Origin of the sequence: Streptomonospora halophila, assembly GCF_039542725.1 — a bacterium.
GTDB lineage: Bacteria > Actinomycetota > Actinomycetes > Streptosporangiales > Streptosporangiaceae > Streptomonospora > Streptomonospora halophila.
Genome location: NZ_BAABIK010000004.1, coordinates 1 through 24,221, shown reverse-complemented (window position 1 = coordinate 24,221; position 24,221 = coordinate 1). Strand labels below are relative to the sequence as shown.

The window sequence follows — 24,221 nt, the reverse complement described above, 5'->3', positions numbered from 1 at the left end:
CGTGTGCCAACTGAGACTAGTCCCGCCGCACGGGCCGCCACCACCACAACACCCGTGCCTGTGGACACACCCCCGCACCACCCGTTTGCCCGCGCCCCGCCGCTGCGCGGCGCCGCAGGCGGGACCGCGCACCCGCGCCGCGGCGCGGGTCGGCGCAAGGGCCCGCGCTCAGCGGTGGGCCGGTGCCGGGCGCAGCGCGTCCAGCAGGAGCCGGGCGTAGTACGCCCCGATCTCGCGGGGGCTCAGCGCGCCATCGGGGTGGTACCAGGTGCTGAGGTGATGAACGCTGCCGAAGTAGAAATCGACCACGATGTCGGCGGGTACTCGGTCGGTGAAGACGCCCTGGTTCTGGCCCTCGACGACCAGCGAGCGGAACAGCTCGTGGTAGCGGCGGCGCTCGTCGCGCACCTCGCGCTGCTTCTCGGGTCGGAGCTGGTGCAGGGAGCGGAACGAGATCGTCGCGTCGTCCAGGTTGTCGATGGTGCTGACCACGACGTCGGCGGCGGCGCGCTCGACTCGTTCGGCCACCGGCCCCTCCTGGCGGGCGATCTCGGTGAGCCGCGACATCTGCAGGCGCAGCACGCGGGCGTAGATCTCGGTGAGCAGGTCGTCCTTGGAGTCGAAGTAGTGGTACATCGCCCCCTTGGTGACGTCGGCGGCGGCGACGATCTCCTGCACCGAGGTCCGGTCGAAACCCTTCTCGGCGAACAGGCGGGTCGCCACGGCCAGCAGCCGCCGCGGTACCGAGGACTCGGCGGACTCGGCGGAGGTCACGGCCGGCATCCCTGTGCCCCCGTGGGTGCGAACGGCCACGTCACGCCCCTTCTCACAGACTGCGATCTTCTGAGCGCCCGCCGGCCTCCCCTGGGCCGCGGGCGGAACACCACCACACAATAGACGCACACCGGCCGTGTGTGGCCGCTGCGGCCGCACGCGGGCGGGCCGCTCCCCGCACGGCCGCGGAGAGGGCCGGCGGGGCTCAGGCCCACCCGGCGTCGTGGGCGAGAATCGCCGCCTGCACCCGGTTGCCCATGCCGAGCTTGGACAGGATGCTGCTGACGTGGGCCTTGACCGTCGCCTCGCGCATGCCCAGGCTGCGCCCGGCCTCGGCGTTGGACATGCCCTGGGCGACGGCGACCAGCACGTCGCGCTCGCGGTCGCTGAGCACCTGCAGCCGCCGGGCTGCCTCGGCGCCGGCGCCGGCGGCCGGGACGGTGAACCGCTCCAGCATCCGCTTGGTGATGCTGGGCGCCAGCATCGCGTTGCCCTCGTCGATGGTGCGCACAGCGCCGATGAGGTCGCGCGGCGGCGTGTCCTTGAGCAGGAACCCCACCGCGCCGGCGCGCAGTGCGCGGTGCACGTACTCGTCGAGGTCGAAGGTGGTCAGCAGGACGACCTTGGGCGGGCGGGGCAGGTCGGCCATCATCGCGGCGGCGGTGAGCCCGTCGGTGCCGGGCATGCGGATGTCGAGCAGCACCACGTCGGGCTCCAGCCGCGCGGCCAGGTCCAGCGCCTCGTCGCCGTCGCCGGCCTCGCCGACGACCTCGATGTCCTCGGCCGTGTCGAGGATCATCCGCAGCCCCGAGCGCACCAGCCGCTCGTCGTCGACCAGCGCGGTGCGGATCATTCCGCCGCCTCCCGCAGGCCGGCGCGGTCGGCGCGCGCCGCCGGCAGCACGGCGCCCAGGCGCCACCCGCCGCCGGGCAGCGGCCCCGCACGCAGCTCGCCCCCGGCCAGCACGACGCGTTCGCGCAGACCGGCGAGCCCGTAGCCGCTGGAGGGCGGGGCCTCGGCGGTGGCGGGGGGCGGCGCGGCGTTCTCCACGGTGATCTCCAGGCTTTCGGTGCGGTAATTCAGGTGCACGCGCACGGCGGCGCCGGGGGCGTGCTTGGCGGCGTTGGTCAGCGCCTCCTGCACGGTGCGGTAGGCGGTGCGCTGGGTGTGGGCCGGCACCTCCACCGGGATGCCCTCGGCGCTTCGGTGCACGGGCATCCCCGCGGCGCGCCATTCCTCGACGAGGCGGTCGATGTCCGCCAGCACCGGCTGGGGCGCGGTCGGGGCTGAGTCCGCCTCGGGGGCGTCGCGCAGCACGCCCAGGATCTCACGGAGCTCGGCAAGCGCGTCCCGGCCGGTGCTGCGGATCAGCGCCGCGCTCTGGGCCGTGCGCTCGTCGGGCGCCGAGACCTCCAGCCCGCCGGCGTGCAGCACCATCAGGCTCACCCGGTGGGCGACCACGTCGTGCATCTCGCGGGCGATGCGGGTGCGCTCGGCGGTGATCGCCTGGTCGGCGAGCAGGTGCTGCTCGTGCTCCAGGCGCTCGGCCCGCTCGCGCAGGTTGGCGATGAGCACGCGGCGCGTGCCGATCCACAGGCCCACGGCCAGCGGCAGCCCGTAGACCATGATCAGCACGCTGTAGGCCTGCAAGCCGCCCATCGGACCGAGAAACCGGTAGACGGCCAGGAAGCACACCGACAGCCAGAAGGCCCACAGCGCAAGCCTCCGCCGGTCCTCGAACCAGCCCGCATAGGTGAACAGGCCGAGAGCGGCCAGGCTGAAGTCGCCGTAGAGGAGCAGCGCGGCCGTCGCCGCGACGAGCAGAATCGAGGGCCGGGTACGGCGGAACAGCACGACGGTCGAGACCGCCGCGCACACGGTCAGCGCCCCCCAGACGGCAGGAAGAGCGGCGAAGGGAGCCAGGTCGCCGACCAGCGCGACACCGCCCGCCACAGCCATCGCCGCGATGCCGGACAGGCCGTGCGGTTCGGACACCAGCATCAGCCCGGTCCAGGGGAAGACGGCGGCGGCCAGCAGCCAGTCGGCGATGCGGTGCCGACGCGACCACCACCGGTCCCTCAGCGAGGCCGGCGGCGCCGCGGCCGCGCGTGCCGGGGGTGCTGACCGATACTCCGCCATGGGCCGGAGTTTATGCCGCTCCGCACCGGCCGCAGTTCGCCGACCTGCGGTCGGGCACCCTCCCCCGACGAAGGTCGGTGCCCGGGCGCGGCCGCCGGTCAGCGCGGCGGCCGGGCCCGCCGCCCGTGCCGCGGAGGGCCCGCTCCGCCCCCGGGCGCCCCGACGAAAGTCGGTGCCGGGACCGCCCGAAGGGCCGAGCGGCGCGCGGAAAGGCGGTCTGCGCACGCCGCCGATCTGGGCCCCGCGGCGGAGCAATCGCCGCCTCCGGCGGCCGTAGCGTTGCCGGATGCGGCGCCGGGAAACCGAATCCCCGGCGCGCACCCGGCGCCGCACCGGCAAGCAGTGCCGTCGTCCGGTCACCCGGTCCCGGTCATACCGTCTTCGAGTCTGGAGAACCACGTGAGCCAGAGCGCGGCCCCGGCCGCCCCCGCACCCGACACCACCGACACGCGGCCCGTGGTGGCCGCCCGCCACCTGACCAAGGTCTACGGCCGCGCTGATTCGGCCGTGCACGCGCTCGACGGGGTCAGCGTCGACTTCGCCCGCGGCGCGTTCACCGCGATCATGGGACCGTCGGGGTCGGGCAAGTCCACCCTGATGCACTGCCTGGCCGGCCTGGACACCGTCTCCTCGGGAACGGTGCACCTGGGAAGGACCGAGATCACCCGCCTGCGCGACAAGCAGCTGACGCTGTTGCGCCGCGACCGCATCGGGTTCGTCTTCCAGTCGTTCAACCTGCTGCCGATGCTCACCGCCGAGCAGAACATCCTGCTGCCCGGCCGCATCGCCAAGCGCAAACACGATCCCGAGCGCTTCCGGCGCATCGTCGAGGTGGTGGGGCTGGGCGACCGCCTCGGCCACCTGCCCTCGGCGCTGTCGGGCGGCCAGCAGCAGCGGGTCGCGGTGGCCCGGGCGCTGCTGGGCGACCCGGAGGTCGTCTACGCCGACGAGCCCACCGGCAACCTCGACTCCCGCTCCGGCGCCGACGTGCTGGCGTTCCTGCGCGACTCGGCGCGCGAGCTGGGCCAGACGGTGATCATGGTCACCCACGACCCGGTGGCAGCCTCCTACGCCGACCGGGTCGTGTTCCTGCGCGACGGGCGCCTTGTCGACGAGGTGTACGGGCCCACCGCCGAGACCGTCCTCGACCGCCTGGTGAAGCTGGAGTCCTGAGCCGCGATGCTGCGCACAACACTCGCCGGCCTGCGCCTGCACAAGGGCCGGCTCGTCACGACCGCACTGGCCGTCGCCCTGGGCGTCATGTTCGTGTCGGGAACCCTGGTCTTCTCCGACACCCTGCGTGAGAGCTTCGCCTCCCAGGTGATGGGCTCGGCGCAGAAGATGGACGCCGTCGTCCTGCCCGAAGACGCGCTGACCGGCACCGTCCCCCGCGAGCGACTGGCCGAGGTTCGCGATCTGCCCGAGATCGACCGCGCCTCAGGCGTCACCATGGGCGACGCCCCGCTGCTGGACAAGAAGGGACGCGCGGTCGGCAGCGCGCCCACTCTCGGGGTGTCGGTGGGCGGCCTCAGCCGCTACTCGGCCGTCGAGGGCGGACTGCCCGACGGGCCCGGCGAGGCGGCGCTGGCCACTGTCAGCGCCGACGCCACCGGCTACGAGGTGGGCGATACCGCGACCGTGCTGGGACCCGACGGCGAGAAGCGCGAGTTCACCGTCACCGGGCTGATCGACTTCGGGACCGCCGCCGAGGTCTCCTACCGCGGGGCGGTCGCCTTCGCGCCGCAGACCGCCGCCGAGATGACCGGCGCCGACGGCTTCGCCGAGATCGACGCCGTCGCCGCCGAGGGCGTCCCGCCACAGCGGGCCGTCGACGCCGTCGACGCCGTCGCGGGCTCGGGCACCCAGGTGCTGACCGGCCGGGAGCTGGGCGAGCGGCTGGCCGAGCAGGCGGGCGCGGAGGCCGACGTCATGGCCACCGGGCTGCTGCTGTTCGCCCTCGTGTCGGTCTTGGTGGCCGCCATCGTCATCCACAACACCTTCGCCATCCTGGTGGCCCAGCGCCAGCGCGAGATGGCCCTGCTGCGCTGTGTGGGCGCGGTGCGCCGCCAGGTCTTCACCTCGGTGGTGGCCGAGGCGCTGGTCGTGGGCCTGGTGGCCTCCGCCGTGGGCGTGCTGGCGGGAATCGGTCTGGGTGCGGCCGGCTTCAAGCTCGGCGGCGACGCCTTGAACGCCGGCTCCTCCGGCACAGCGGTCGTCGCCCAGCCGGGTGCGGTGCTGATCGGGCTGGCCGTCGGGACGGCGACGACCCTGTTCTCGGCTCTGCTGCCGGCGCGGCGGGCGATGTCCGTACCTCCGCTCACCGCGCTGCGCACCAGCGCCGTGGCTACAGGCCTGGGCAGGCGCGTCGCCGTCCTTCGGGCCGCGGCGGGCGCGGCGCTGCTGCTCGCCTCGGCCGGGATGGTGTACCTCGCCCGGGGCATCGACGACCCGAACGACGCTCTGTACATGGTCGCCGGCGCGGGCATGGTGGCCTTCGTCGGCGTCGTGGTCGTCAGCCCGCTGCTGGTGCGCATGGCCGTGGGCACGGTGTCGCCGCTGATGCGCACGCTGGGTGTCGCCAGTGCGCTGGCGGCCGACAACGCGCGGCGCAACCCCCGGCGCGCGGCGACGGCCACGATCGCCCTGACGGTGGGCGCCACGCTGATCACCGGCTACTCGGTGGTCAACGCCTCGATGATGACCACGATGAACGGCATGCTCGACGAGCGGTTCCCGATGGACTACCGGATCATGGGCCAGTTCACCGAGGAGGACCCGAACATCCCGCGGGACGTCGCCCGCGACCTGCGCGACGCTCCCGAGACCGCCGAGGTGGTCGCCGAGCGCAGCGCGAGCGACGGTCCCGGCCCGGACGCCACGCGGTACACCACCCTCGCAGGCGCCCCGCTGGAGCGGGCGGCCGCCGGGGGCGAGAAGCCGGCGGCCGGCGACCTGGCGGACGTGCGGCCGGGCAGCGTCGCGGTGCCCTCCGACTACGCCGCCGGCCGCGGCGTCGGCGACACCGTGAAGGTGGAGACCGAGGAAGGCGAACGCAGCTTCGAGATCGCGGCCGTCGTCGACTCGGCGAACATGTGGCGCGTGCTGATGACGCCCGAGGACTTCGACGCCGCCTTCCCGGACACGGGAGACGAGGCGATCCGGGTCACCGGTGCCGAGGGCGTCGGCACCAAGGAGCTGCGCGACGCCGTCTACGCCGCGGTGGAGGACCACCCCACGCTCCAGGTCGACTCGCTCGCCCAGAAGCGCAAGCAGTACGAGGACATGCTGGACACGGCGTTCCTGGCGATCGTGGCGATGCTCGGCCTGGCGGTGGTCATCGCGGTGTTCGGCATCGCCAACACGCTGGCGCTGTCGGTGCTGGAGCGCACCCGCGAGTCGGCGCTGCTTCGGGCCATGGGCCTCATGCGCGCGCAGCTGCGGCTGATGCTCGTCTGGGAGGCGGTGCTGATGTGCCTGATCGGGGCGCTCGTCGGCATCGGGCTGGGCGTGTTCTTCGGTTGGGCCGCCTCGGCCGCGGTCTTCGAGGACCTGGTCTTCACCGTGCCCGTCGCGCAGATCGCCGCCTTCATCGGGGCGGCCGTCGCTGCCGGGCTGCTGGCCTCGGTGTCGCCCTCGCGCCGGGCCGCGGGCACCTCGATCACCGCCGCCATGGCCGACCAGTAGGGCGGCGCGCGGCCGGAGGCGACACACCTCCCGCCGAGCCGGAGGAACGCGCCGAGCGCGCCGTAGTGTGGCGGCGGGCGGACCGCGGGGTCCGCCCGCCGCCTGCGCCGCGGGGGCGGCCGCGACCGGTCGGAAGGGGAAGGCATGGGCGCCTCCGAATCCTCGGCGCCGCCGGACGGCGGAGCGGCGTGGGGTACGCCGGCCGCGCGGTGGATGCTGACCGCCACCGTGCTCGCCTCGGGCATGGCGTTCCTGGACTCCACCGTGGTCAACGTGGCGCTGCCCGCCATCGGCGGCGAGCTGGACGCCGGGGTGTCGGGCCTGCAGTGGACCGCCAACGGCTACATGGTCACGTTGTCGGCGCTGATCCTGCTCAGCGGCTCGCTCAGCGACAGGTTCGGCCGGGTGCGGGTGTTCTCGGCGGGCGTGGCGTGGTTCGCGCTGGCCTCGGCGCTGTGCTCGCTGGCGACGACCCTGGAATGGCTGATCGCCGGCCGCGTGCTGCAGGGGGTGGGCGGCGCGCTGCTGACCCCGGGCAGCCTGGCGATCCTGCAGGCGGGCTTCCGCAAGCGCGACCGGGCGCGGGCCATCGGCGCGTGGTCGGGCCTGACCGGTGTCGCCGCGGCGATCGGGCCGTTCGCGGGCGGCTGGCTGGTCGACCTCGGCTCGTGGCGGCTGATCTTTCTGATCAACCTGCCCCTGGCGGCGGTGGTGCTGCTGATCGCCCGCTTCCGGCTGGCCGAGTCCCGTGACCCGCAGGCCTCCGAGCGGCTGGACTACCCGGGTGCGCTGCTGGGCATGGTGGGGCTGGCCGCGCTGACCTACGCGCTGATCACGGCGGGCGAGACCGGGCCCGGCGACTGGCGGGTGCTCGCGGCCGCCGGAGCCGGCGCGGCGGCGCTGGCGGCCTTCGCCGCCGTGGAGCTGCGCAGCTCGCACCCCATGCTGCCGCTGGACATCTTCGCCTCCAGCCGGTTCACGATCACCAACGCCGTGACCGTGCTGATGTACGGAGCACTCGGCCCCCTGCTGTTCCTGCTGGTCATCTACCTGCAGGAGGTGCTGGGCTACTCCGCGCTGGAGGCGGGTGCGGCGTCGCTGCCGATCACGCTGCTGATGCTGGCGCTGTCGGGGCAGTCCGGCCGCCTCGCCGAGCGCATCGGCCCGCGCTGGCAGCTCGGCTTCGGCCCCCTGGTGCTGGCTGCGGGGCTGGTGGTGCTGTCGCGGCTGGCGCCGGGCGCCTCCTACCTCACCGGTGTGCTGCCCGGCGTGCTGCTCGTGGGAGCGGGGCTGTCGGCCGCGGTTGCGCCGCTCACCGCCACGGTGCTGGCGTCGGCGGCCGAGCGCCACGCGGGGCTGGCCTCCGGGGTCAACAACACGCTGGCGCGCACCGCGCAGCTGATCGGCGTGGCCGCGGTTCCGGTGCTCGCGGGCGTCAGCGGCGCCGCGGGGATCTCCGGCGGCTTCGGCCCGGCCATGCTGATCATCGCCGCCGCCGCGGCGCTGGCGGGCCTGCTGGCGCTCGCCCTGCTGCGCAGCCGGCCGTCGGTACCGGCCGCCGAGAGGAGCTTCTGCGGCGTGTCGGGACCCCCGATGGCGGGCTGCCCGGGCTCGTCGGCGGGCGAACCCCTTCGCGGCGGCGGCGAGACGTCCTAGAGTCGGAGTCATGGGAGATGCCGCGGCCGACCACGGCGGCGTGCCGGCCATCGCGTTCGTGGGCGGCGGAGCAGGGGCCGCCCTCGCCGCGATCGCGCTGCTGCGCGCCACCACGTGGCTGCGCCTGGCCTACCGCATCCTGCTGATCGACGAGTACGGGCGGTTCGCGCGCGGGCGGCCCTACGACGGCGCGGGCGGGGAGTGCCTGCTGGAGATCCCCGTCAAGCACATGTCCGCGCTGCCCGACCGCCCCTGCCACCTGATGGAGTGGGCGCGGGCCGGCCGGACCCCGGCCCGGCTGCGCGGCGATTCGAACGCGGGCGGAACCGCGCTGGCGTCACCCGTGTGCGGGCCCGAGACGCTGCTTCCCCGCGGGGTCTACGGCGACTACCTCGCCGACACCCTCGCGGCCACGGCGGCCTGGGCCTCCCCCTACGCGTCGGTGCACACCCGCGCGGCGCGCGCGGTGGCGGTCGGCGCCGACTCCGGCGGCGCGGCGGTGCGCCTGGCCTCGGGCGAGCGCGTCGCGGCGACGGCGGCCGTGGTGGCCACGGGCGACCCCGCCGTCACACCGCCGCCGGTGGCCGACGCGGCGGGCGCCGGACTGGCCGTGTGCGCCTGCGGAGCGCTGACTACGGCCGCGGGTGAGGCGGACCGCCTGTTCGCCGTCGGCGCGGTGCGGCGCGGCGAGGCCGACGCCACCGTGCCCCGCATCCGCGAGCAGGCCGAGGCGCTGGCCCAGCGCATCGCCGACACCGTGCTGCGCACCCCGCCGGGACGCCGCTGAGACCGGCGAGGCCGGGATCGTCAGACCAAGCCCCCAAGCCCCACCGGGACGGGGCAGGGCCGCGGGCCGGTGAAGGACGCGACCGGCCGCTCTCCGGGGGCGCGGGCGGCGCGGCGGGCTCAGCGCCCGCGGTCGCGGCGCTCGGCGGCCTTGAGGCGGAACGGGCGCAGGGCCGACTCCATCTGCACGGCGAGGTCCATCTTGCTCACGCCCTCGCGGCGGTCCTCGAAGTGGATGGGGATCTCCACCATCTTCCGGCCGCGGGCGAAGGCGCGGTAGTGCATCTCGACCTGGAAGCTGTAACCGCTGCTGGAGACGCTCGCCAGGTCCACGGCCTCCAGCGCGTCGCGCCGCCAGATCTTGAACCCGGCGGTGACGTCGCGGATCGGCAGGGCCAGGATCGTCTTCACGTAGGAGTTGGCCCAGGAGCTCAGCAGCCTCCGGTGGGCCCGCCACTCCTGCGACAGGCTGCCGCCCGCCACGTAGCGGCTGCCGATCACCACGCCGGCTCCGGTGGAGAGTGCGGTGCCCAGGAGCTGGGGGACGTAGCCGGGCGGGTGGCTGAGGTCGGCGTCCATCTGCACCACGAACTCGGCGCCGTCGTCCAGCGCCCGGCTCATCCCCGCCACGTAGGCGCGGCCCAGGCCCTCCTTGGCGGTGCGGTGCACCACGGCGACGCGCTCGCGCCCGGGGGTGTTGTACTCGGCGGCGATCTCCTCGGCGACCTTGCCGGTGCCGTCGGGGGAGTCGTCGTCGACCACGACCAGGCGCAGCTCGGGCAGCTCCAGGTCGAGCAGCCTCCGCGCCAGCACGGGCAGGTTGTCGGCCTCGTTGTAGGTGGGCACGACGACGCTGACCGCGGACCGCGCCCACGGATCGGGCAGGGTCACCGGGGTCGGCATGGGCGCTCCAATGGGGTCCGCGGTCTTCGGGCTCACCGGGCAGCCTAGGGCGCTCCCGCCCCCGGACACCACCCGAGGGCCCGCAGCCTATTCTCCCCGGTCGACCTCCAGCACCGCCACGTGCACGAGGGTGCCCATGTCCTCCAGCGTCATCAGCACCTCGGGGTCGGCGTGGTTGTCGGTGATCAGGTGCGCGACGTGCTCGGACGGCACGGTCTGGACCATGGTGTCGGCGCCGATCTTGGTGTGGTCGGCGAGCACGACGACCTCCTGGGCGCAGGCGACCAGGGCGCGGTCGACGCTGGCCACGGCCGGGTTGGGGGTACTCAGGCCGCGCTCGGCGGTGACGCCGTTGCCGGAGACGAAGGCCAACCGCACACGCAGCCCCGACAGCGCCTGCTCGGCGGCGGTGCCCACGAGCGCGCGGATGGGACCGCGCAGCGTGCCGCCCGTCATCACCACCTCGACGCCCGGCGCCGAGGCGAGGACCTCGGCCACCAGCAGCGAGTTGGTCACCACGGTGAGGTTCTGCCGGCCGACGAGTTCGCGGGCCAGCGCCTCGGTGGTGGTGCCCGGCCCCAGCACGACGGCGTCGTCGTCCTCGACGAGCCGCGCCGCGGCCGCCGCGATCGCGAGCTTCTCCGGGGCGGCCTGGCCGCTCTTCTGCGTGTAGCTCTGCTCGTAGCCCAGGCGCCCCGGCAGCGCGGCGCCGCCCCGGCGGCGGTCGATCAGGCCCTCGGCCTCCAGCGCGCGCACGTCGCGGCGCACGGTGACCTCGGATGCGCGCACGCGCGAGGCGATCTCGCGCAGCGCCATGGCGCCGTTGGCCCGCACCAGCTCCAGGATCCTCTCCCGGCGCTCGGCCGCGAACGCCGGCCTGGTCTCGTCTGCCATGGGGAAACTCCATCTCCGGTGCTGGCTGGGGGGCCGTGCGCTCCGATGATAGAGCCGCCGGGGTCAGCCCATATGCACTCCGTGGGTGTGGAAGGTCTCGTCGATGGTGTCATCGTCAGCGGGGGGGTCGTCCTCCAGCGACGGGCCGCGGACGACGAAGACGACGACGAAGACGGCGATCAGCAGGCCGAGTACGGCCAGTGTCGCGATACCGAACAGCACCATGACGGACACGGGGGGCCTCCCTGGCGAGCGGGCTGACCGGCGACCCCGCGGCTCGGGTACCGCCCTCACCTGAGGAGTCACCCGTTCGATGCCCGGTCGCGAACGTTTTCATGCCCGTTCGGCGCGGCCGGTTGCGCGGCGTGTCGCCGGGCGCGGCCGGCGCCGGCCGCGGCGCGGCGGCCCGTGTGCGCGGATGGCGCCGACCGGACAGAATGGAGGGGTGACTGCGCTGACGTGCCGGCTGTGGTGGGCCTCCCCCGACGACGCCTCCCCCGCGCTCCTCGACCTGCTCGACCCCGAGGAGCGCGAACGCCGCGCCCGCTTCCGCGCCCGCGCCGACCGCGACCGCTACCTGGTGGCCCACGCGCTGGCGCGCCTGGCGCTGGCCCGCGAGGCGGGCTGCGAGCCCGCGGAGGTCGCCTTCACACTGCACTGCCGCTCCTGCGAGCGCCGTCCCGACCCGCGCCCCGAGCCGCACGGCAAGCCGCGTCCGGCGGGCGCGGCGGCCGGGCTGGAGATCTCCATCAGCCACTCCGGCGAGCGCGTCCTGCTCGCTCTCGCGCACGGGGTGGCCGTGGGCGCCGACGTCGAGCAGGTCTCGGCCGACCGCGACACCGACGGGCTCGTCGACTACTGCCTGAGCCCGGCCGAGCGCGGCGACCTGGACCGGGTACCCGGCGACCGGCGCACCGAGGGGTTCTTCGGCTACTGGGCGCGCAAGGAGGCGCTGCTCAAGGCCACCGGCGACGGACTCTCCGGCGGCCTGGCCGCCGTGGGGGTCAGCGGTCCCTTCGAGCCGGCCGGGGTTCTCGCGTGGGACTCCCCCGACGCACCCGAGCACGTCCGGCTCACCGACCTCGACGCCGGACCCGGCTACCGCGCGGCCCTGGCGGCTTTGACCCCCGCCCCGCTCACCACGGACACCGGCGACACCGCCGCCCTCCTGGGGGCCGTGCGGCGCTGACCGGCCGCCCCGGTCTCCTGCGGTCCCGGTGGGAACGGGAACCACCCGACCCACCCGGAGGCACGTCGCAGCACCGCGTGCCCGCGGTCGAGCCGGGCGCCGGGGGCGCCGCGGGGGCGAGCTTGGCGGCGCGGCTGCGCGACACCCGACCGCACGCGCCGACGTTTCGCCGCCAAACCTGGCGCGGTGGCTGTATTCGCGTGATCGACGGTCAGCCATGACTACCTTGACCGGCCATCGAGCCCTTCTGAACCATGTAGACGTGCGCATCCGTGGCTCTGGCATGGCTCATGCACCCGCCCTCCGCGATCCCCGACCCCTCGGTTCCCGGTGAGCACGGCCGCCCACCACGGGATCGCCCGCGGCGACGGCCGGGCGCCGCCCTGCGTCGAGACCCTCCACGGAACGCCCGTCGCCGACCCCTACCGCTGGCTGGAGGACCCCGACTCCCCCGCCACCCGCGCCTGGCTCGCCGAGCGCGGGCGCGAGTTCGCGGCCGCCGCCGAGAACTGGCCGCTGCGCACGCCGCTGGCCGAGCGCATCCGCGACCTGGTCGCCGCCGAGCTGTGGACACCGCCGCTGCGGCGCGGCGGCCGCGTCTTCGCCACCCGGCGCCCCGCCGGGGGCGACCACCCCGCCGTCGTCGCGTTCGACGACACCGCAGAGGCGGACGATCCCGACGGCGGTGCCCCCGGGGAGCGCGCGCGCGTCGTCTTCGACCCGCACGCCTTCGACCCCGGCGGCGGCACCACCCTGGACTCCTGGGAGCCCTCTCCCGACGGCGAGCGCGTCGCCGTGCAGACCTCCTCCGGCGGCACCGAGCGCGGAGCACTGCGCGTGCTCTCGGCGGCGACCGGGCTCCAGGTCGAGGACCCGATCGAGGGGGTGCGCTACTCCAACGTCGCCTGGGTGGGCTCTGCGGCCTTCTACTACGTGCGCCGGGACGGCGGCGACGGCCGCCGCGGGGTGTGGCTGCACCGGGTGGCGCCCGCCGGCGGCGGCCCGGACGCCCTGGTGCGCGCGTGCAGCGGCCCGCGCACGGTTCCCGGCGTGCGGCTGCTCGGCGGGCGCTGGCTGGTGGTCTCCGAGAGCCACGGCACCGGGCACCGCAACGACCTCTGGATCGCCGACCTCGCCCCGAACGGCTCCGATGCCGGCGGCGCGCGGTTGGAGCACCCGCGGTGGCGCACCGTCCACGCGGGCGAGGAGGCCGAGACCCAGCCCGAGCTCGGACCGGACGGCCTGCTGTACCTGCGCACCACACTGGGCGCCGAGCGGCGCCGCATCTGCGCCGCCGACCCCCGCAGGCCCGGCACCGGCCACTGGCGCCAGGTGGTCGGCGAGGACCCCGAGGCCACCCTCGACGGCTTCACCGCCACCGGCACCGCCGAGCACCCCGAACTGCTCGTCGCCCGCACGCGGTTGGGGATCAGCGAGCTGACCGCGCACAGCGCCGCCGACGGCGGCCTGCTGCGCCGCGTCGACCTGCCCGGCGAGGGCATGGTCACCCGGCTGGAGCCCGCGGGCGAGGGTCCCGGCGCCGGGGCGCACCTGTGCTACGCCGACGTGGCCACCCAGCAGGAGGTCCTGGTGCTCGACCCGGGCGCCGCCCGTCCGCGGCCCTGGCCCCGCGCCGCGCGTCCGCGCCCGCCGACCCCGGTGCGCCGCCGCACGCTGCGGTGCCGCTCGGCCGACGGCACGCTCGTCCCGATCACCCTGTTCACCGCCCAGGAGCCGCCCGACGCGGGCGCGGGCGCGCCTGCGCCCGGCGATCCGGGACCCACCATCCTGCACGCCTACGGCGGGTTCGGGCGCCCCCGCCAGTTCGGGTTCAGCGCCACGGTGCTGGCCTGGCTGATGTCCGGCGGCCGCTACGCGGTCGCCCACGTGCGGGGCGGCGGCGACCTCGGCCGGCAGTGGCACCTGCGCGGCGCCCGCCGCGGCAAGCCCCGCGCGGTCGACGACCTCGTCGCCGCGGCCGACTCCCTCGTCGCCGAGGGCGCCTGCGCCCGCGACCAGCTGTGCCTGTCGGGCGGCTCGGCCGGCGGGCTGCTGGTCCTCGCGGCGGCGGCCCGGCGGCCTGACCTGTGCGGCGCCGTCATCGCCTCGGCCCCGCTGGCCGACATGGCGCGGTTCGAGCGGCTGGGGCTGGGGCCGCTGTGGATCCGCGAGTTCGGCACGGCGGCCGACCCGCAGGACTTCGCCGCGCTCATGTCCTACTCCCCCTACCACCGCGTCCTGGCCGACGGCGCAGCGGAGCGCCCGGCGGTACTGCTCACCGGGTTCCACGGCGACACCCGGACCGACGCCGCGCATCCGCGCAAGATGTGCGCCGCACTGCTGCACCACGGGGAGTCCGAGCGCCCCGCGCTGCTGCGGTACGAGCGCGATGTCGGCCACGGCCCGCGTGCGGTGACCAAGGCCATCGAGCTGGCGGCCGACGCGCACGCGTTCGCCGCCGCCGAGACCGGGCTCGATCGGCCGCCCGCGGCGGCCGCGGCACCGGCGGGCGGCGGATCGCCGCGGCGCCGGGAGGCGACATGAGTTGTGCAGACATGCGGCCGCCGCAGGCGGCCGCGCCCCCGCGCAGCGCAGCGCGGGGGCGGCGCGCCTCCCCCGATACGGGGGCTGGCGGTGTGCCGCCCCGCGCCCGAGGGCGCGGCCGGGGCGTCCCGGCCGGTGGGCGGGCACCGGGTACCCAACGCCAACACGGAACAGGAGACGCCATGGACGCCTACGAGATCGACATCGAGGTCGAGGAGCTGACCGAGGTCACGTCGCGCGACATCACCGCCGGCGGCGACAACGACGGCACCGACTCCAGCTCCGACTTCATCTGACAGACGCCGCCGGCGTAACCCATCCGCCGTCGGCAGGCCGCCGGAGCGCGTCGACCGCCTCCGGCGGCCCGCCGCGACCCGCCGCAGTGGAGGCCTCCGACGTGACCGACCGCCTGTTCACCGAGACACTGTGCGCCGCCGTGGGCGAGGACCTGCTCTCCACGCGGCTGTCCGAGGACGTCGTCTTCGCCGACCTCGGCGCCGAGACCGTCCGCCCGCTGCTGGACTTCGCGGCGCTCAACGACATCCTGGCCCGCTGCGCGCTGGAGCCTCCGCGCCTGCGCCTGCACCGCAAGGGCGCGCCGGTGCCCGCGTCGCGCTACACCGACACCGGCCGCACTTCGGGCGCCGAGCGCACGGTGATCCGCCCGGACGGGCTCTACCGCGAACTGCGCGACGGCGCGAGCCTGGTGCTGGACGCCGTCGACCGGCTGCACCCGCCCGTCCGCGAGGCCACCGACGACCTGATGCGCCTGGTCCGCGAGCGCGCGCAGGTGAACCTCTATCTGATCTGGGGCGACTCCCACGGCTTCGACACCCATTGGGACGACCACGACACCTTCGTCATCCAGGTCGAGGGCACGAAGTCCTGGCAGGTGCACGGACCCGGCAGCCGCCGGCACCCCATGAAGGTCGACTCCGACCACGGCCACGGCGCGCCGGAGGGCACCGTGTGGGAGGGCGTCCTCTCGCCCGGGCACGTGCTGCACGTGCCGCGCGGGTGGTGGCACACAGTCAAGGGAACCGGGGACGTCAGCATGCATCTGACGTTCGGGTTCACCCGTGCGACGGGGATCGACTGGGCGCGCTCGCTCCTGCAACACCTTTACGACGTAGATTTCTTCCGGGCCGACCTGCCGCGCTTCGGCTCGGCGGAGGACCGCCGCAAGCACCAGCACGAGCTGATCCGCCGGCTCGCCGACGCCGCCGAGAAGCACGATGTCGACGGCTTCCTCGCCGAGCACGACGCCCGCTTCCCGCGGCGCCAGTCCTTCGCGCTGCCCTGGGCGGTCGACGGCGCGGCGCCGCAGGCCCACACGCGGGTGGAGTTCGTGCCGATCCTGCCCCCGCCCGTGAAACGCGAGGGTGAGCAGGTGGCGGTCACGGTCTCGGGCAAGCGCTACCGGCTCCCGGCGGCGGCCGAGCCCGTACTGGACGCACTCGCCCGCCGGCCGCGCACGACGGTCGCCGAGCTGGCCGAGGACTCCGGCACCCCGATCGAGGCCACGGCCGCGGTCCTGCGCGCGCTGGTGCGCCACCACCTGGTCCTGCTGCGCTGATCCGCCCGGCCCGCCCGGCGGGGTGAGGCGGTGGCGAGGGAGCGGCCCTCCGCCCCGCCGGGCCCCTGCGGTGTGCAGCGTCTCCGCCAGGTGGCGCCGGACCTCCGCCCTCCGACGACGCCCGGCCCGGCGGCCAGCGGAGCGGCCGCGCCGCGCCGCGCCCCGGAACCGGGAAGGCCGGGAGCGCCCCGGAGTAGCGCCGCAAGCGCATGACCGGCCGCCGCGAAGCGGCGGCCCTCACGCCTTTCCGCGGGTTGCGGGCCGTGTCCGGCCGCTCGCGTACGCTTCCACACCGTCGAGCAGGCGGTGCAGCCCGAAGGCGATGTCGGTGCCCATCGCGTCCACCAGCCCCCAGTCGGCGCCGCGGGTAGCGCCACGCCCCGGCGGTTCGGGGTCGAAGACGCCTTTTGCGGCCAGGGCGGCGATGTTGGGGTAGCGCTCCGGGACGGCGAAGCGGCGCAGGACGGAGGCGTAGACCGCGCCCGCCGCGTCGTCGCTGACGCCGCCGGCCCGCCGGGCGCCCTCGACCTGGACGGCGATGCGGGCGATCTCGCGCACGGCTCCATCGATGAACAGGACCACGGCGACGCGCTCATAGCCGGGCAGTTCCGCCTCCGCGAGGGTCTCCAGGTACGCCTCGAACCAGGACAGCTGATTGGGCCCCTCCGGCGGGCCCGAGATCTCCACCCCCAGCAGCCAGGGGCGGTTCCGGTAGACCGCGACCAGCCCGCGCGAGACCTCCTCCAGCCGCGCGCGCCAGTCGGCCGCCTCCGGCGCGGGGGGCTCGCCCAGCGCGTCGTCGGCCATCAGCTCGACGAGCTGCTCCTTGCTCGACACGTAGCGGTACAGCGACATCGTGGTGTAGCCCAGTTCGGCGGCCACGCGCTGCATCGACACCGCACCGAGCCCTTCGGCGTCGGCGAGCCCCACGGCCGCGGCGACGATCGCGTCCAGGCTCAGCCCCGGCCGCGGCCCCCGGCGGGGCCGGTCGGCCACCCGCCACAGCAGCTCCAGGCGCCGCTCGCCCTCCGGGCTCCCGTCGGCCCACTCGCCGCCGCTTGTCGCCATCGCTTCGCCCCATCGTCCGCTCGCGTGGCCCCCATCCTAGAACCGCGGCCTCCCCCCGCTCCCCGCCGCGCTCCCGCGCGAGCCCGGCCATCGCCGCCTCCCACGCCCCGAGCCCGCCCGACGCCACGGCTGACCGCGCCTCCGCGCCCTGCGGCGCGGCGGGCGCGGACAGCGGCGGAGGAGCGCCCACCACCGCTTCGGCGGTTCACGGCCACCGGCCGGATGCGGCCTTCAGGGCGGGTGAGGACCCCTGCCCTGCTCGCGGCGCCGACACCAGCCGCCCCTCCACCCCTCCGGGGTTGACCGCGTCACGAACAGTGTATTCAATACACTAATTAGTGTGTGACATACACAGAGAGAGGAGGGCGCCATGACGGACGATCTCGTGATCAGTGCCGCCGGACTGCGCAAGCGCTACGGCACCGCGCAGGCACTGAACGGCTTCGACCTCGCGGTGCCGCGCGGAAGCGTGCTGGCTCTGCTGGGCCCCAACGGCGCCGGAAAGACCACCGCTGTCGAGATCCTGGCGACGCTGCGCCGGCCCGATGCGGGAAGCGCCCGCATCGCCGGGTTCGACGTCGCCCGCGAGCCCGACCGCGTCCGCGAGCGCATCGGGTTGACCGGCCAGCACGCCGCCGTCGACGAGCTGCTCACCGGGCGGGCCAACCTGGTGATGTTCGGGCGGCTCAACGGGCTCGGCGCCGCCGCAGCGCGCCGCCGGGCCGACGAGCTGCTGGAGCGCTTCGGTCTGGTCGGCGCCGCCCGCCGCCGGGCCCGCGGCTACTCCGGCGGGATGCGGCGGCGGCTCGACCTAGCCGCGAGCCTCACCCGCGACCCCGAGGTGCTCTTCCTGGACGAGCCCACCACCGGGCTGGACCCGCGCAGCCGCAACGAGGTGTGGGACTCGGTGCGCGCGCTGGTGGGTGCGGGCACCACCGTGCTGCTGAGCACCCAGTACCTGGAGGAGGCCGACCGGCTCGCCGACCGCGTCGCGGTCATCGACTCCGGTGCCGTGATCGCCGAGGGCACCGCCGCCCAGCTCAAGTCGCGGGTCGGCGGCGACCACGTGGACGTCGTGGCGGCCCGGGCCGACGACCTGGCCGCCGTCGCCGCCGCGGCCGCGCGCGGCGGCGGCGGCCAACCGCAGGTGCACACCGAGGACCTGCGCGTCAGCGTCGCGGTGGCGGGCTCCGCACGGGTCGGGGTGCTCACCGGCATCGTGCGGGAGCTGGACGCCGCCGGGCTCGCCGTGGAGGACATCGGACTGCGCCGCCCCACGTTGGACGACGTCTTCCTGGGCCTGACCGGGCGCCCCGGCAACCCGAGCGCCCCCGGCAGCCCCGCCGCACCTGCGCACGCGGCGGGCGAGGAGGTGCCCGCATGACCGCCGCACCGCCCCGCGCCGCCGCGCCGCCGGCGCCTTCCGCCTTCCCCTCCGGCGGGGGCCTGCGCCGGGCGCTGGACCACGGCTGGGTCATGACGGTGCGCAACCTCCAGCACGATGTCCGGGCCCCCGCCGAAGTGCTGCTGAGCCTGTGCATCCCGCTGATGATGGTGCTGGTGTTCGGCTACGTGTTCGGCGAGGGCATGGCACATCCCGGCACCGGCGGGTCCGAGGGCTTCCGCGCCTTCCTGATGCCGGGCATCTTCGTCATGGCGATGCTGTACTCGGTCTCGGCCACCGCCACCGGGGTCGCCCAGGACGCCGACAAGGCGGTGATCGGCCGGTTCCGCTCGATGCCCATGGCCTCCTCGGCGCTGCTGACCGGACGCGCGGCTGCGGACATGCTGCGGGCACTGCTGGAGACGGGCGTGCTGATCGGCTGCGGCCTGCTCATCGGCTGGAACTGGCAGGGCACCGGGGGCGAGGCCCTGCAGGCGATCGGGCTGGTGCTGCTCTTCCGCTTCGCGATGACCTGGGTGGGCATCTACCTGGGCCTGGCGGTGCGCAATCCCAGCCTTGTCGGGCTCGTCGTCTACCCGCTGGCCTTCCCGCTGGGGGTGCTCTCGACGACCTTCACGCCGCCGCGGCTGATGCCCGCCCCCGTGGCGGCGGTCGCCGAGTGGAACCCGGTGTCCTCGGTGGTCAACGCCGCGCGCGAGCTGTTCGGCAACCCCGGGGTGGGCGGCGACAGCTGGGTGGCCCAGCACCCGCTGCTGATGGCGGTGGTCTGGCCGCTGGCGATACTGGCGGTGTGCGTGCCGCCGGCGGTGGCCCGCTTCCGCCAGCTGAGCCGCTAGGAACGGGCGCGGTGCCGTCCTGACCATCGCCCCGACCGCGGGCATCCGGTGGACGACCGGATGCGCGCCGCCGTGGTCACCGCGATGCTGTCGACCTGGGCGGGGCCGCTGGAGGCACCGCGTCGAGCCGCACACCCGGACACCGTCCCGCCCGGGGTCCTTCGGGTCTTTCGACCGGGCCGGAACCGGCCGCCGCCCGCGCCCCCGCGCCGCTGCTCGCGCAGTACGCCGGGCGCGGCCGCCTCCGCACCCCGCAGGGATGCGGGCGGCGGAGTGGCTGGTGGAACGTTTGGACGCGGTGAGCGCCCGGAGTGGGCACCGTGCGCGGTAGGCCACGCCGCGGAGACCCTGCTGGACGGGCGATCTGACAGGCCCGATCCCCGGCTGCCCGCCCGCGAGCGCGCCGCGGGGCGCCGGGGGCTCGTTGCTGCGTCGCTCCCCATTAGGGTAGCCTCATCTAAAGAACGGTGATCAACTCCGTCGTCCCAGCTCGGCGGCATTCGTGCGACGCGTCTACGCGCCGGAGCCGCACGTCTCCGACGCGGTGCAGGAAGGTTGGCTGAGGCCGCATGGCCGGTGAACAGGCTCCGCTGCAAGCGGTGATCGACGCCTGTCGGCCGCTGAAGTTCGCGCCGCTGCCCGACGTGCGGACCACGACGGTGCAGTCCATGCGCGAGCACCCGGCCACCGAGCACTGGTACCGCACCGACCTGATGGTCGCCGAGGGCGCGGTGGGCGCCCTGTTCCACCAGCTCACCGCCCAGCACGGGCCCGGACACAAGCTCCCGGCCGCCACCCACTTCATGCGCTCGCTGCTGCGCGAGCCCATCTTCCTGGTCTCGGCGGGCATCTACCTCACCGGCCGGGCCGCGCTGCTGGACGAGCGCCGCCTGTGGTTCCCGTGGCTGTCCACCTCGGCGTTCGGCGCTCCCACCATCACCAGCGCACACATGGCCGTCCTGCCGGACGACCCCGCGGCCGGCCACCCCGACGCGGTGGTCGTGCCCGACGAGGCGGCCCTGAACGCCATCGCGGCCCGCCACCTGGTGCGCACGTTCTCGCCGATCATCGACGCGCTGCACGACCACACGCGCGTGGGACTGCGCACACTGTGGGGATGGGTGCTCGACACCCAGCACTTCTACATGCTCAACCCGGCGCGGTTCCTGGGCCGCGACCCCGAGGCCGCCTGGCGGCGCGCCGGGGAGCTCGGCGACGCGCTGATCGAGGCGGGCGCGGTCACGCGGGCGCGCCCGCGGCTGTTCCCCTTCTACGAGGACCACCCGCGCGGCACCTGGGCAGTGCGCGGGACCTGCTGCTTCGACTACAAGGGCGACCCGGAGCACGGCTTCTGCACCACGTGCCCCCTCAAGTGCGACGACGACCGCCGCACCGAGCTGCAGGAGTGGATCCGCAACCCCGCGCTGGCGCCGTAGGCGCCGCGCCCGGCAGGAGGGCGCCCCCGCCGGCGGACAGGGCGCCGCAGAGCGCCCGGCTCTGCGGCGGGAGAAGGGGCTTGCCGCTTCGTCTGGGCGGAGTGGGGTGGAGGCGGTATGATCAGCGGGCCCCGACCACGGTCCGCGCGTCCCCCGTCCCCCAGAGCCGGCTTCGTCCTGGGAGTCGTACTGCGGCGGATCCCGTGCGGCCTCGGACGAAACGGAGAGCCGATGCCCGCGGTGCGATGGTGGCGGGTCCTGGTCGTGTGCGCGGCCTCGTTGGGGGCGACGCTGCTCGCGCCGAGCGACGGAACCCTCCCGCCCCCCATGATCGGCTTGGTGATTCTGGCGATGGGGCTCGGGCTGAACCTCCGGTCGGCTGCCACTGCACGCAATGGGACCGGCGAAGCGGACCACGGCCCACCGCACTCGGACGAGCCCGTCGACCGGGCAGCCGAGATACAGGCGCTGGAGCGCGCCGCCGAAGACGACCCGGGCCGCCGCCAGGAGGCCGTCGACACCCTGTGCCGCATCCTGCGCGACGGCGGCGGATCCGACCGCGGCGCCGAGGCCGCCCGCGTCGCCCGGCAGACGCTCCTCTCCCATCTGCGGCCGGCGAGAAGCAGCAGGAGGGGCGACCCGGAGTTCTGGAGCGGGATGCACCTCGATCTGGAGGGAGCCTCCCTGCACGGCTGGGACATGTCGGGGTGCCGTGTCGGCCGGGCCGCGTTCCGGGATGCGCGGTTCGACGACCGGGCGTCGTTCAACGGCGCCCGGTTCGACGACCGGGCCGTGTTCGTCGGCGCACGCTTCTCCGAAGAGGCCGACTTCCAGGACGCGGAGTTCCACGGCGAGGCCACGTTCCAGAACGCGGGGTTCCACGGCGACGCGACGTTCGAGGATGCGGACTTCACCGGGTGGAGCTGGTTCTCCGGAGCCCGGTTCCACGCGGGTGCCACGTTCGAATACGCGCGGTTCGGCCGGAGGACGACGTTCGACCGCGCGCACTTCGGCGAGGTCTCGTTCAACCGCACGCGCTTCAGCGAGAAGGTGACGTTCCGGGGCGCCCGGGTCGGTGGGGCGGCGTTCAGCCGCGAGACCGTGCTCAGGCGTGCCCGCTTCGGCTCGTGACGGGTCCAGGGGCGCCTCCGACCGGCCCCCCGCGGCCGCGGCGCTAGACGCGCTGCAGGGGGCGGTGCGGGCCCTCGGGCGCGCGCACACCGATGGGGTCGCCGGGGCGCACCTCACCGGATGCGCGCACGACGCCCATCACACCGGCCTTGAGCACGACCGCGCCGTCGCCGTCGCGGCCGACGACGGCCGCGAGCACGCCCTTGCGGAAGTCGTCGATCTGCGTGCAGGGGTTGCGCAGCCCGGTGACCTCGACCACCGCATCCGCGCCGAGCGACAGCAGGGTACCCGCGGACAGTGCGAGCGGGTCCAGCCCGCGGGTGGTGACGTTCTCCCCCAGGTCGCCGGGGTGGACGTCGAACCCGGACTCCCGGAGCTCGTCGTGCAGTTCGGCCGGGATCAGATGGACCTGGCGCAGGTTCGGCTGCGAGGGGTCGCGCGCCACCCGCGAACGGTGGCGGACCGTCACACCCATGTGCGCGTCCCCCTCGACGCCGAGTCCTTCCAGCAGGCGGACGGACTCCGCCGCCGGCTTGCTGAAGGTGTGCTCCGCGCTGCGTCCCACTGCCGCCACGTGCGCCGCCATCGTCGTCCTCCTGCCGCCGTCCGCCGATCCGCCGGACGGCATGCTACGCCGGTCGGGCGCGCCCGACGTCGAGCGGCCCCGGTTCCCGCGGCCCGGGCCTTGTGGGGACCGTTGCTGTGAGCAATACTTAGCCACATGGCACAGTATTCGGAGCAGCTCGACGGGGTGCTCGTCGCCCTCGCCGACCCGACCCGGCGCGCCGTCGTCCGGCGCCTCGGTCACGGCCCCACGAGCGTCGGCGACCTCGCCGGCGGGTTCCCGATGACCCTCCCCTCCTTCATGAAGCACGTGCGCACGCTCGAATCGAACGGGCTCATCCGCACGGTCAAGTCCGGCCGGGTGCGCACCTGCGTGCTCAACCGCGAACGGCTCTCCCTCGTCGACGACTGGCTCGCGGAGCAGCGCCGCATCTGGGAGGAGCGCACCGACCGCCTGGAGCGGTTCGTCACCGACCCGAAGGAGGACCACCGATGAATCCCGATCTCGACCTCGGCCTGGAGCGCGTCATCCGCGCGCCGCGCGCCACCGTGTGGAGCGCCTGGACCGACCCGTCCCGGCTCGAGCAGTGGTGGGTCCCGGCCCCGTCCCGCTGCAGGGTGGACCATCTGGACCTGCACCCCGGCGGAGCGTTCGTGACGCTGCTGAGCGACGACGGGACCGAGTTCGTCCCGCACCTGGACGCCTGCTTCCTGGCCGTCGACGAGCCCGAGCGGATCGTCTTCACCACCGCGATCGACAGCACGTGGCGGCCCGCGGGCCGCGTCCCGTTCACGATGACCGCCACGATCACGCTGTTCGAGCACCCGGAGGGCACGGACTACCGGATCCTCGTCCGGCACGGCGCGCCCGACGCCCGCGCACAGCACGAGAAGCTCGGCTTCGCCGAAGGCTGGGGGACGGTCGCCGACCAGCTGGCCGCACACGCGGAGGCCGCGCGATGAAGCTCGCCCTTACCGAGTTCGTCACGCTCGACGGCGTCAGCCAGGGCCCCGGCTCGCCGGACGAGGACACCAGCGACGCGTTCACCCGCGGCGGCTGGCTGGTCCCCCACATGGACCGGGCGTTCGTCCAGCGCGCCTCCGACTGGCTCGGTCTCGCCGACGGCCTGCTGTTCGGGCGGCGGACCTACCAGGCGTTCGCACGCGACTGGCCGCGGATCACCGACCCGGACGACCCGTTCGCCGAGCGGATGAACGCCCTGCCGAAGTACGTCGTGACCAGCTCGCTCACCGAGGGGAGCTGGCACCCCACGACCGTCCTGCGCGGCGATCCCGTCCCGGCGGTCGCCGGGCTCAAGGCACAGCCGGGACAAGAGCTCCAGATCCACGGCAGCGCCCGGCTCGGCGACACGCTGCTCGCGGCGGGCCTGGTCGACACGCTCCGCCTGGTGGTCGCCCCCGCCGTCCTGCGGACCGGACGGCGGCTGCTCGCCGGCGCGGGCGAGCCGTCCGGCCTGCGCCTGCTCCACCACGAGGCCACGCCGAACGGCCTGCTGCTCCTCGAATACGAGGTGACCGGCCGAGCGCCCCAAGGCGAGTACGAGGGCGTCACCGGCGTGGCCTAGATGAGTGAGTCCGAAGTCTGATCAGGTCGCGGATACAACGAAGGGTGTCG

The 24,221-nt window shown here is 74.9% G+C and carries 22 protein-coding genes; 14 read left to right on the top strand and 8 right to left on the bottom strand.

Features of this window, described 5'->3' with window-relative positions:
• Nucleotides 1–168 precede the first annotated feature (168 nt).
• The 3 genes from ABEA15_RS04915 to ABEA15_RS04905 all read right to left on the bottom strand — a co-directional run bounded on the left by ABEA15_RS04915 (nt 169) and on the right by ABEA15_RS04905 (nt 2,913).
• Nucleotides 169–783, bottom strand: a complete 615-nt coding sequence (locus ABEA15_RS04915; RefSeq protein ID WP_344143958.1) for a TetR/AcrR family transcriptional regulator — start codon at nt 781–783, stop codon at nt 169–171.
• Between the two features lie 196 nt (nt 784–979).
• The gene (locus tag ABEA15_RS04910) at nt 980–1,627 is read right to left on the bottom strand and encodes a response regulator (protein WP_345555658.1); all 648 of its coding nucleotides are present in this window, start codon (nt 1,625–1,627) and stop codon (nt 980–982) included.
• On the bottom strand, nt 1,624–2,913 hold the full coding sequence (locus ABEA15_RS04905) for a sensor histidine kinase (RefSeq protein ID WP_345555657.1): 1,290 nt from the start codon (nt 2,911–2,913) through the stop codon (nt 1,624–1,626). The genes ABEA15_RS04910 and ABEA15_RS04905 overlap by 4 nt, the downstream gene beginning before the upstream one ends.
• Before the next feature lie 399 nt (nt 2,914–3,312).
• On the opposite strand from ABEA15_RS04905, the gene ABEA15_RS04900 reads away from it, so the two are divergent.
• The 4 genes from ABEA15_RS04900 (at nt 3,313) to ABEA15_RS04885 (ending at nt 9,040) form a co-directional block, all read left to right on the top strand.
• On the top strand, nt 3,313–4,086 hold the full coding sequence (locus ABEA15_RS04900) for an ABC transporter ATP-binding protein (protein WP_344143697.1): 774 nt from the start codon (nt 3,313–3,315) through the stop codon (nt 4,084–4,086).
• 6 nt (nt 4,087–4,092) lie between these two features.
• Nucleotides 4,093–6,597 carry an ABC transporter permease gene (locus ABEA15_RS04895; protein WP_345555656.1) on the top strand — a complete coding sequence of 835 codons (2,505 nt, stop codon included), beginning with the start codon at nt 4,093–4,095 and terminating at the stop codon, nt 6,595–6,597.
• Nucleotides 6,598–6,741: 144 nt separating this feature from the next.
• Nucleotides 6,742–8,253 carry a DHA2 family efflux MFS transporter permease subunit gene (locus tag ABEA15_RS04890; RefSeq protein WP_344143692.1) on the top strand — a complete coding sequence of 504 codons (1,512 nt, stop codon included), beginning with the start codon at nt 6,742–6,744 and terminating at the stop codon, nt 8,251–8,253.
• Between the two features lie 10 nt (nt 8,254–8,263).
• Nucleotides 8,264–9,040, top strand: coding sequence for an FAD/NAD(P)-binding protein (locus ABEA15_RS04885; protein ID WP_345555655.1), 777 nt, complete (start codon nt 8,264–8,266; stop codon nt 9,038–9,040).
• A gap of 119 nt (nt 9,041–9,159) precedes the next feature.
• Here the strand turns inward: ABEA15_RS04885 and ABEA15_RS04880 are convergent, their stop codons facing one another.
• From ABEA15_RS04880 to ABEA15_RS04870, 3 genes are all read right to left on the bottom strand, one after another.
• On the bottom strand, nt 9,160–9,942 hold the full coding sequence (locus tag ABEA15_RS04880; RefSeq protein ID WP_345555654.1) for a polyprenol monophosphomannose synthase: 783 nt from the start codon (nt 9,940–9,942) through the stop codon (nt 9,160–9,162).
• A gap of 87 nt (nt 9,943–10,029) precedes the next feature.
• A complete protein-coding gene (locus tag ABEA15_RS04875) occupies nt 10,030–10,836 on the bottom strand; it encodes a DeoR/GlpR family DNA-binding transcription regulator (RefSeq protein WP_344143685.1) in 807 nt (268 codons plus the stop codon).
• Nucleotides 10,837–10,899: 63 nt separating this feature from the next.
• Nucleotides 10,900–11,070: a hypothetical protein gene (locus ABEA15_RS04870; protein WP_344143682.1), complete on the bottom strand. Its 171-nt coding sequence runs from the start codon at nt 11,068–11,070 to the stop codon at nt 10,900–10,902.
• A 211-nt stretch (nt 11,071–11,281) separates the two neighbouring features.
• Here ABEA15_RS04870 and ABEA15_RS04865 point away from each other — a divergent pair, with 211 nt between their 5' ends.
• The 3 genes from ABEA15_RS04865 to ABEA15_RS04855 all read left to right on the top strand — a co-directional run bounded on the left by ABEA15_RS04865 (nt 11,282) and on the right by ABEA15_RS04855 (nt 16,145).
• On the top strand, nt 11,282–12,025 hold the full coding sequence (locus tag ABEA15_RS04865; protein WP_345555653.1) for a 4'-phosphopantetheinyl transferase family protein: 744 nt from the start codon (nt 11,282–11,284) through the stop codon (nt 12,023–12,025).
• A gap of 330 nt (nt 12,026–12,355) precedes the next feature.
• Nucleotides 12,356–14,569: a prolyl oligopeptidase family serine peptidase gene (locus ABEA15_RS04860; RefSeq protein WP_345555652.1), complete on the top strand. Its 2,214-nt coding sequence runs from the start codon at nt 12,356–12,358 to the stop codon at nt 14,567–14,569.
• 397 nt (nt 14,570–14,966) lie between these two features.
• Nucleotides 14,967–16,145 (top strand): JmjC domain-containing protein, encoded by a 1,179-nt coding sequence (locus tag ABEA15_RS04855; RefSeq protein WP_345555651.1) that lies wholly within the window; start codon nt 14,967–14,969, stop codon nt 16,143–16,145.
• Between the two features lie 237 nt (nt 16,146–16,382).
• Here ABEA15_RS04855 and ABEA15_RS04850 read toward each other — a convergent pair whose 3' ends face one another.
• Nucleotides 16,383–17,213: a TetR/AcrR family transcriptional regulator gene (locus tag ABEA15_RS04850; protein WP_345555650.1), complete on the bottom strand. Its 831-nt coding sequence runs from the start codon at nt 17,211–17,213 to the stop codon at nt 16,383–16,385.
• Nucleotides 17,214–17,583: 370 nt separating this feature from the next.
• On the opposite strand from ABEA15_RS04850, the gene ABEA15_RS04845 reads away from it, so the two are divergent.
• From ABEA15_RS04845 to ABEA15_RS04830, 4 genes are all read left to right on the top strand, one after another.
• Complete coding sequence (locus tag ABEA15_RS04845) at nt 17,584–18,597, top strand: ATP-binding cassette domain-containing protein (RefSeq protein WP_345555649.1); 1,014 nt, start codon at nt 17,584–17,586, stop codon at nt 18,595–18,597.
• Nucleotides 18,594–19,454: an ABC transporter permease gene (locus ABEA15_RS04840; protein ID WP_345555648.1), complete on the top strand. Its 861-nt coding sequence runs from the start codon at nt 18,594–18,596 to the stop codon at nt 19,452–19,454. Before ABEA15_RS04845 ends, ABEA15_RS04840 begins: the two co-directional genes overlap by 4 nt.
• A 569-nt stretch (nt 19,455–20,023) precedes the next feature.
• Complete coding sequence (locus ABEA15_RS04835; protein ID WP_345555647.1) at nt 20,024–20,890, top strand: (2Fe-2S)-binding protein; 867 nt, start codon at nt 20,024–20,026, stop codon at nt 20,888–20,890.
• A 231-nt stretch (nt 20,891–21,121) separates the two neighbouring features.
• Entirely contained in the window at nt 21,122–22,021 is a 900-nt protein-coding gene (locus tag ABEA15_RS04830; RefSeq protein WP_345555646.1) for a pentapeptide repeat-containing protein, read from the top strand.
• A gap of 43 nt (nt 22,022–22,064) precedes the next feature.
• On the opposite strand, the gene ABEA15_RS04825 is transcribed toward ABEA15_RS04830, so the two are convergent.
• Nucleotides 22,065–22,607 (bottom strand): MOSC domain-containing protein, encoded by a 543-nt coding sequence (locus ABEA15_RS04825; RefSeq protein ID WP_345555645.1) that lies wholly within the window; start codon nt 22,605–22,607, stop codon nt 22,065–22,067.
• A 135-nt stretch (nt 22,608–22,742) separates the two neighbouring features.
• On the opposite strand from ABEA15_RS04825, the gene ABEA15_RS04820 reads away from it, so the two are divergent.
• Genes ABEA15_RS04820 through ABEA15_RS04810 form a run of 3 tightly spaced genes read left to right on the top strand, consistent with a single transcriptional unit; the run spans nt 22,743 to nt 24,171 of the window.
• A complete protein-coding gene (locus tag ABEA15_RS04820) occupies nt 22,743–23,081 on the top strand; it encodes an ArsR/SmtB family transcription factor (protein WP_345555644.1) in 339 nt (112 codons plus the stop codon).
• Nucleotides 23,078–23,548, top strand: coding sequence for an SRPBCC domain-containing protein (locus ABEA15_RS04815; RefSeq protein WP_345555643.1), 471 nt, complete (start codon nt 23,078–23,080; stop codon nt 23,546–23,548). Before ABEA15_RS04820 ends, ABEA15_RS04815 begins: the two co-directional genes overlap by 4 nt.
• Nucleotides 23,545–24,171 (top strand): dihydrofolate reductase family protein, encoded by a 627-nt coding sequence (locus ABEA15_RS04810; protein ID WP_345555642.1) that lies wholly within the window; start codon nt 23,545–23,547, stop codon nt 24,169–24,171. Before ABEA15_RS04815 ends, ABEA15_RS04810 begins: the two co-directional genes overlap by 4 nt.
• Nucleotides 24,172–24,221 lie beyond the last annotated feature (50 nt).

Excerpts from the sequence above, each read along its gene's own strand:
- ABEA15_RS04895 (WP_345555656.1), top strand. The coding sequence starts at position 4,093 with ATGCTGCGCACAACACTCGCCGGCCTGCGCCTGCACAAGGGCCGGCTC.
- ABEA15_RS04810 (WP_345555642.1), top strand. The coding sequence starts at position 23,545 with ATGAAGCTCGCCCTTACCGAGTTCGTCACGCTCGACGGCGTCAGCCAG.
- ABEA15_RS04885 (WP_345555655.1), top strand. The coding sequence starts at position 8,264 with ATGGGAGATGCCGCGGCCGACCACGGCGGCGTGCCGGCCATCGCGTTC.
- ABEA15_RS04905 (WP_345555657.1), bottom strand. The coding sequence starts at position 2,913 with ATGGCGGAGTATCGGTCAGCACCCCCGGCACGCGCGGCCGCGGCGCCG.
- ABEA15_RS04825 (WP_345555645.1), bottom strand. The coding sequence starts at position 22,607 with ATGGCGGCGCACGTGGCGGCAGTGGGACGCAGCGCGGAGCACACCTTC.
- ABEA15_RS04835 (WP_345555647.1), top strand. The coding sequence starts at position 20,024 with ATGGCCGGTGAACAGGCTCCGCTGCAAGCGGTGATCGACGCCTGTCGG.
- ABEA15_RS04850 (WP_345555650.1), bottom strand. The coding sequence starts at position 17,213 with ATGGCGACAAGCGGCGGCGAGTGGGCCGACGGGAGCCCGGAGGGCGAG.
- ABEA15_RS04890 (WP_344143692.1), top strand. The coding sequence starts at position 6,742 with ATGGGCGCCTCCGAATCCTCGGCGCCGCCGGACGGCGGAGCGGCGTGG.
- ABEA15_RS04880 (WP_345555654.1), bottom strand. The coding sequence starts at position 9,942 with ATGCCGACCCCGGTGACCCTGCCCGATCCGTGGGCGCGGTCCGCGGTC.
- ABEA15_RS04915 (WP_344143958.1), bottom strand. The coding sequence starts at position 783 with ATGCCGGCCGTGACCTCCGCCGAGTCCGCCGAGTCCTCGGTACCGCGG.
- ABEA15_RS04845 (WP_345555649.1), top strand. The coding sequence starts at position 17,584 with ATGACGGACGATCTCGTGATCAGTGCCGCCGGACTGCGCAAGCGCTAC.
- ABEA15_RS04875 (WP_344143685.1), bottom strand. The coding sequence starts at position 10,836 with ATGGCAGACGAGACCAGGCCGGCGTTCGCGGCCGAGCGCCGGGAGAGG.
- ABEA15_RS04815 (WP_345555643.1), top strand. The coding sequence starts at position 23,078 with ATGAATCCCGATCTCGACCTCGGCCTGGAGCGCGTCATCCGCGCGCCG.
- ABEA15_RS04820 (WP_345555644.1), top strand. The coding sequence starts at position 22,743 with ATGGCACAGTATTCGGAGCAGCTCGACGGGGTGCTCGTCGCCCTCGCC.
- ABEA15_RS04840 (WP_345555648.1), top strand. The coding sequence starts at position 18,594 with ATGACCGCCGCACCGCCCCGCGCCGCCGCGCCGCCGGCGCCTTCCGCC.
- ABEA15_RS04910 (WP_345555658.1), bottom strand. The coding sequence starts at position 1,627 with ATGATCCGCACCGCGCTGGTCGACGACGAGCGGCTGGTGCGCTCGGGG.
- ABEA15_RS04830 (WP_345555646.1), top strand. The coding sequence starts at position 21,122 with ATGCCCGCGGTGCGATGGTGGCGGGTCCTGGTCGTGTGCGCGGCCTCG.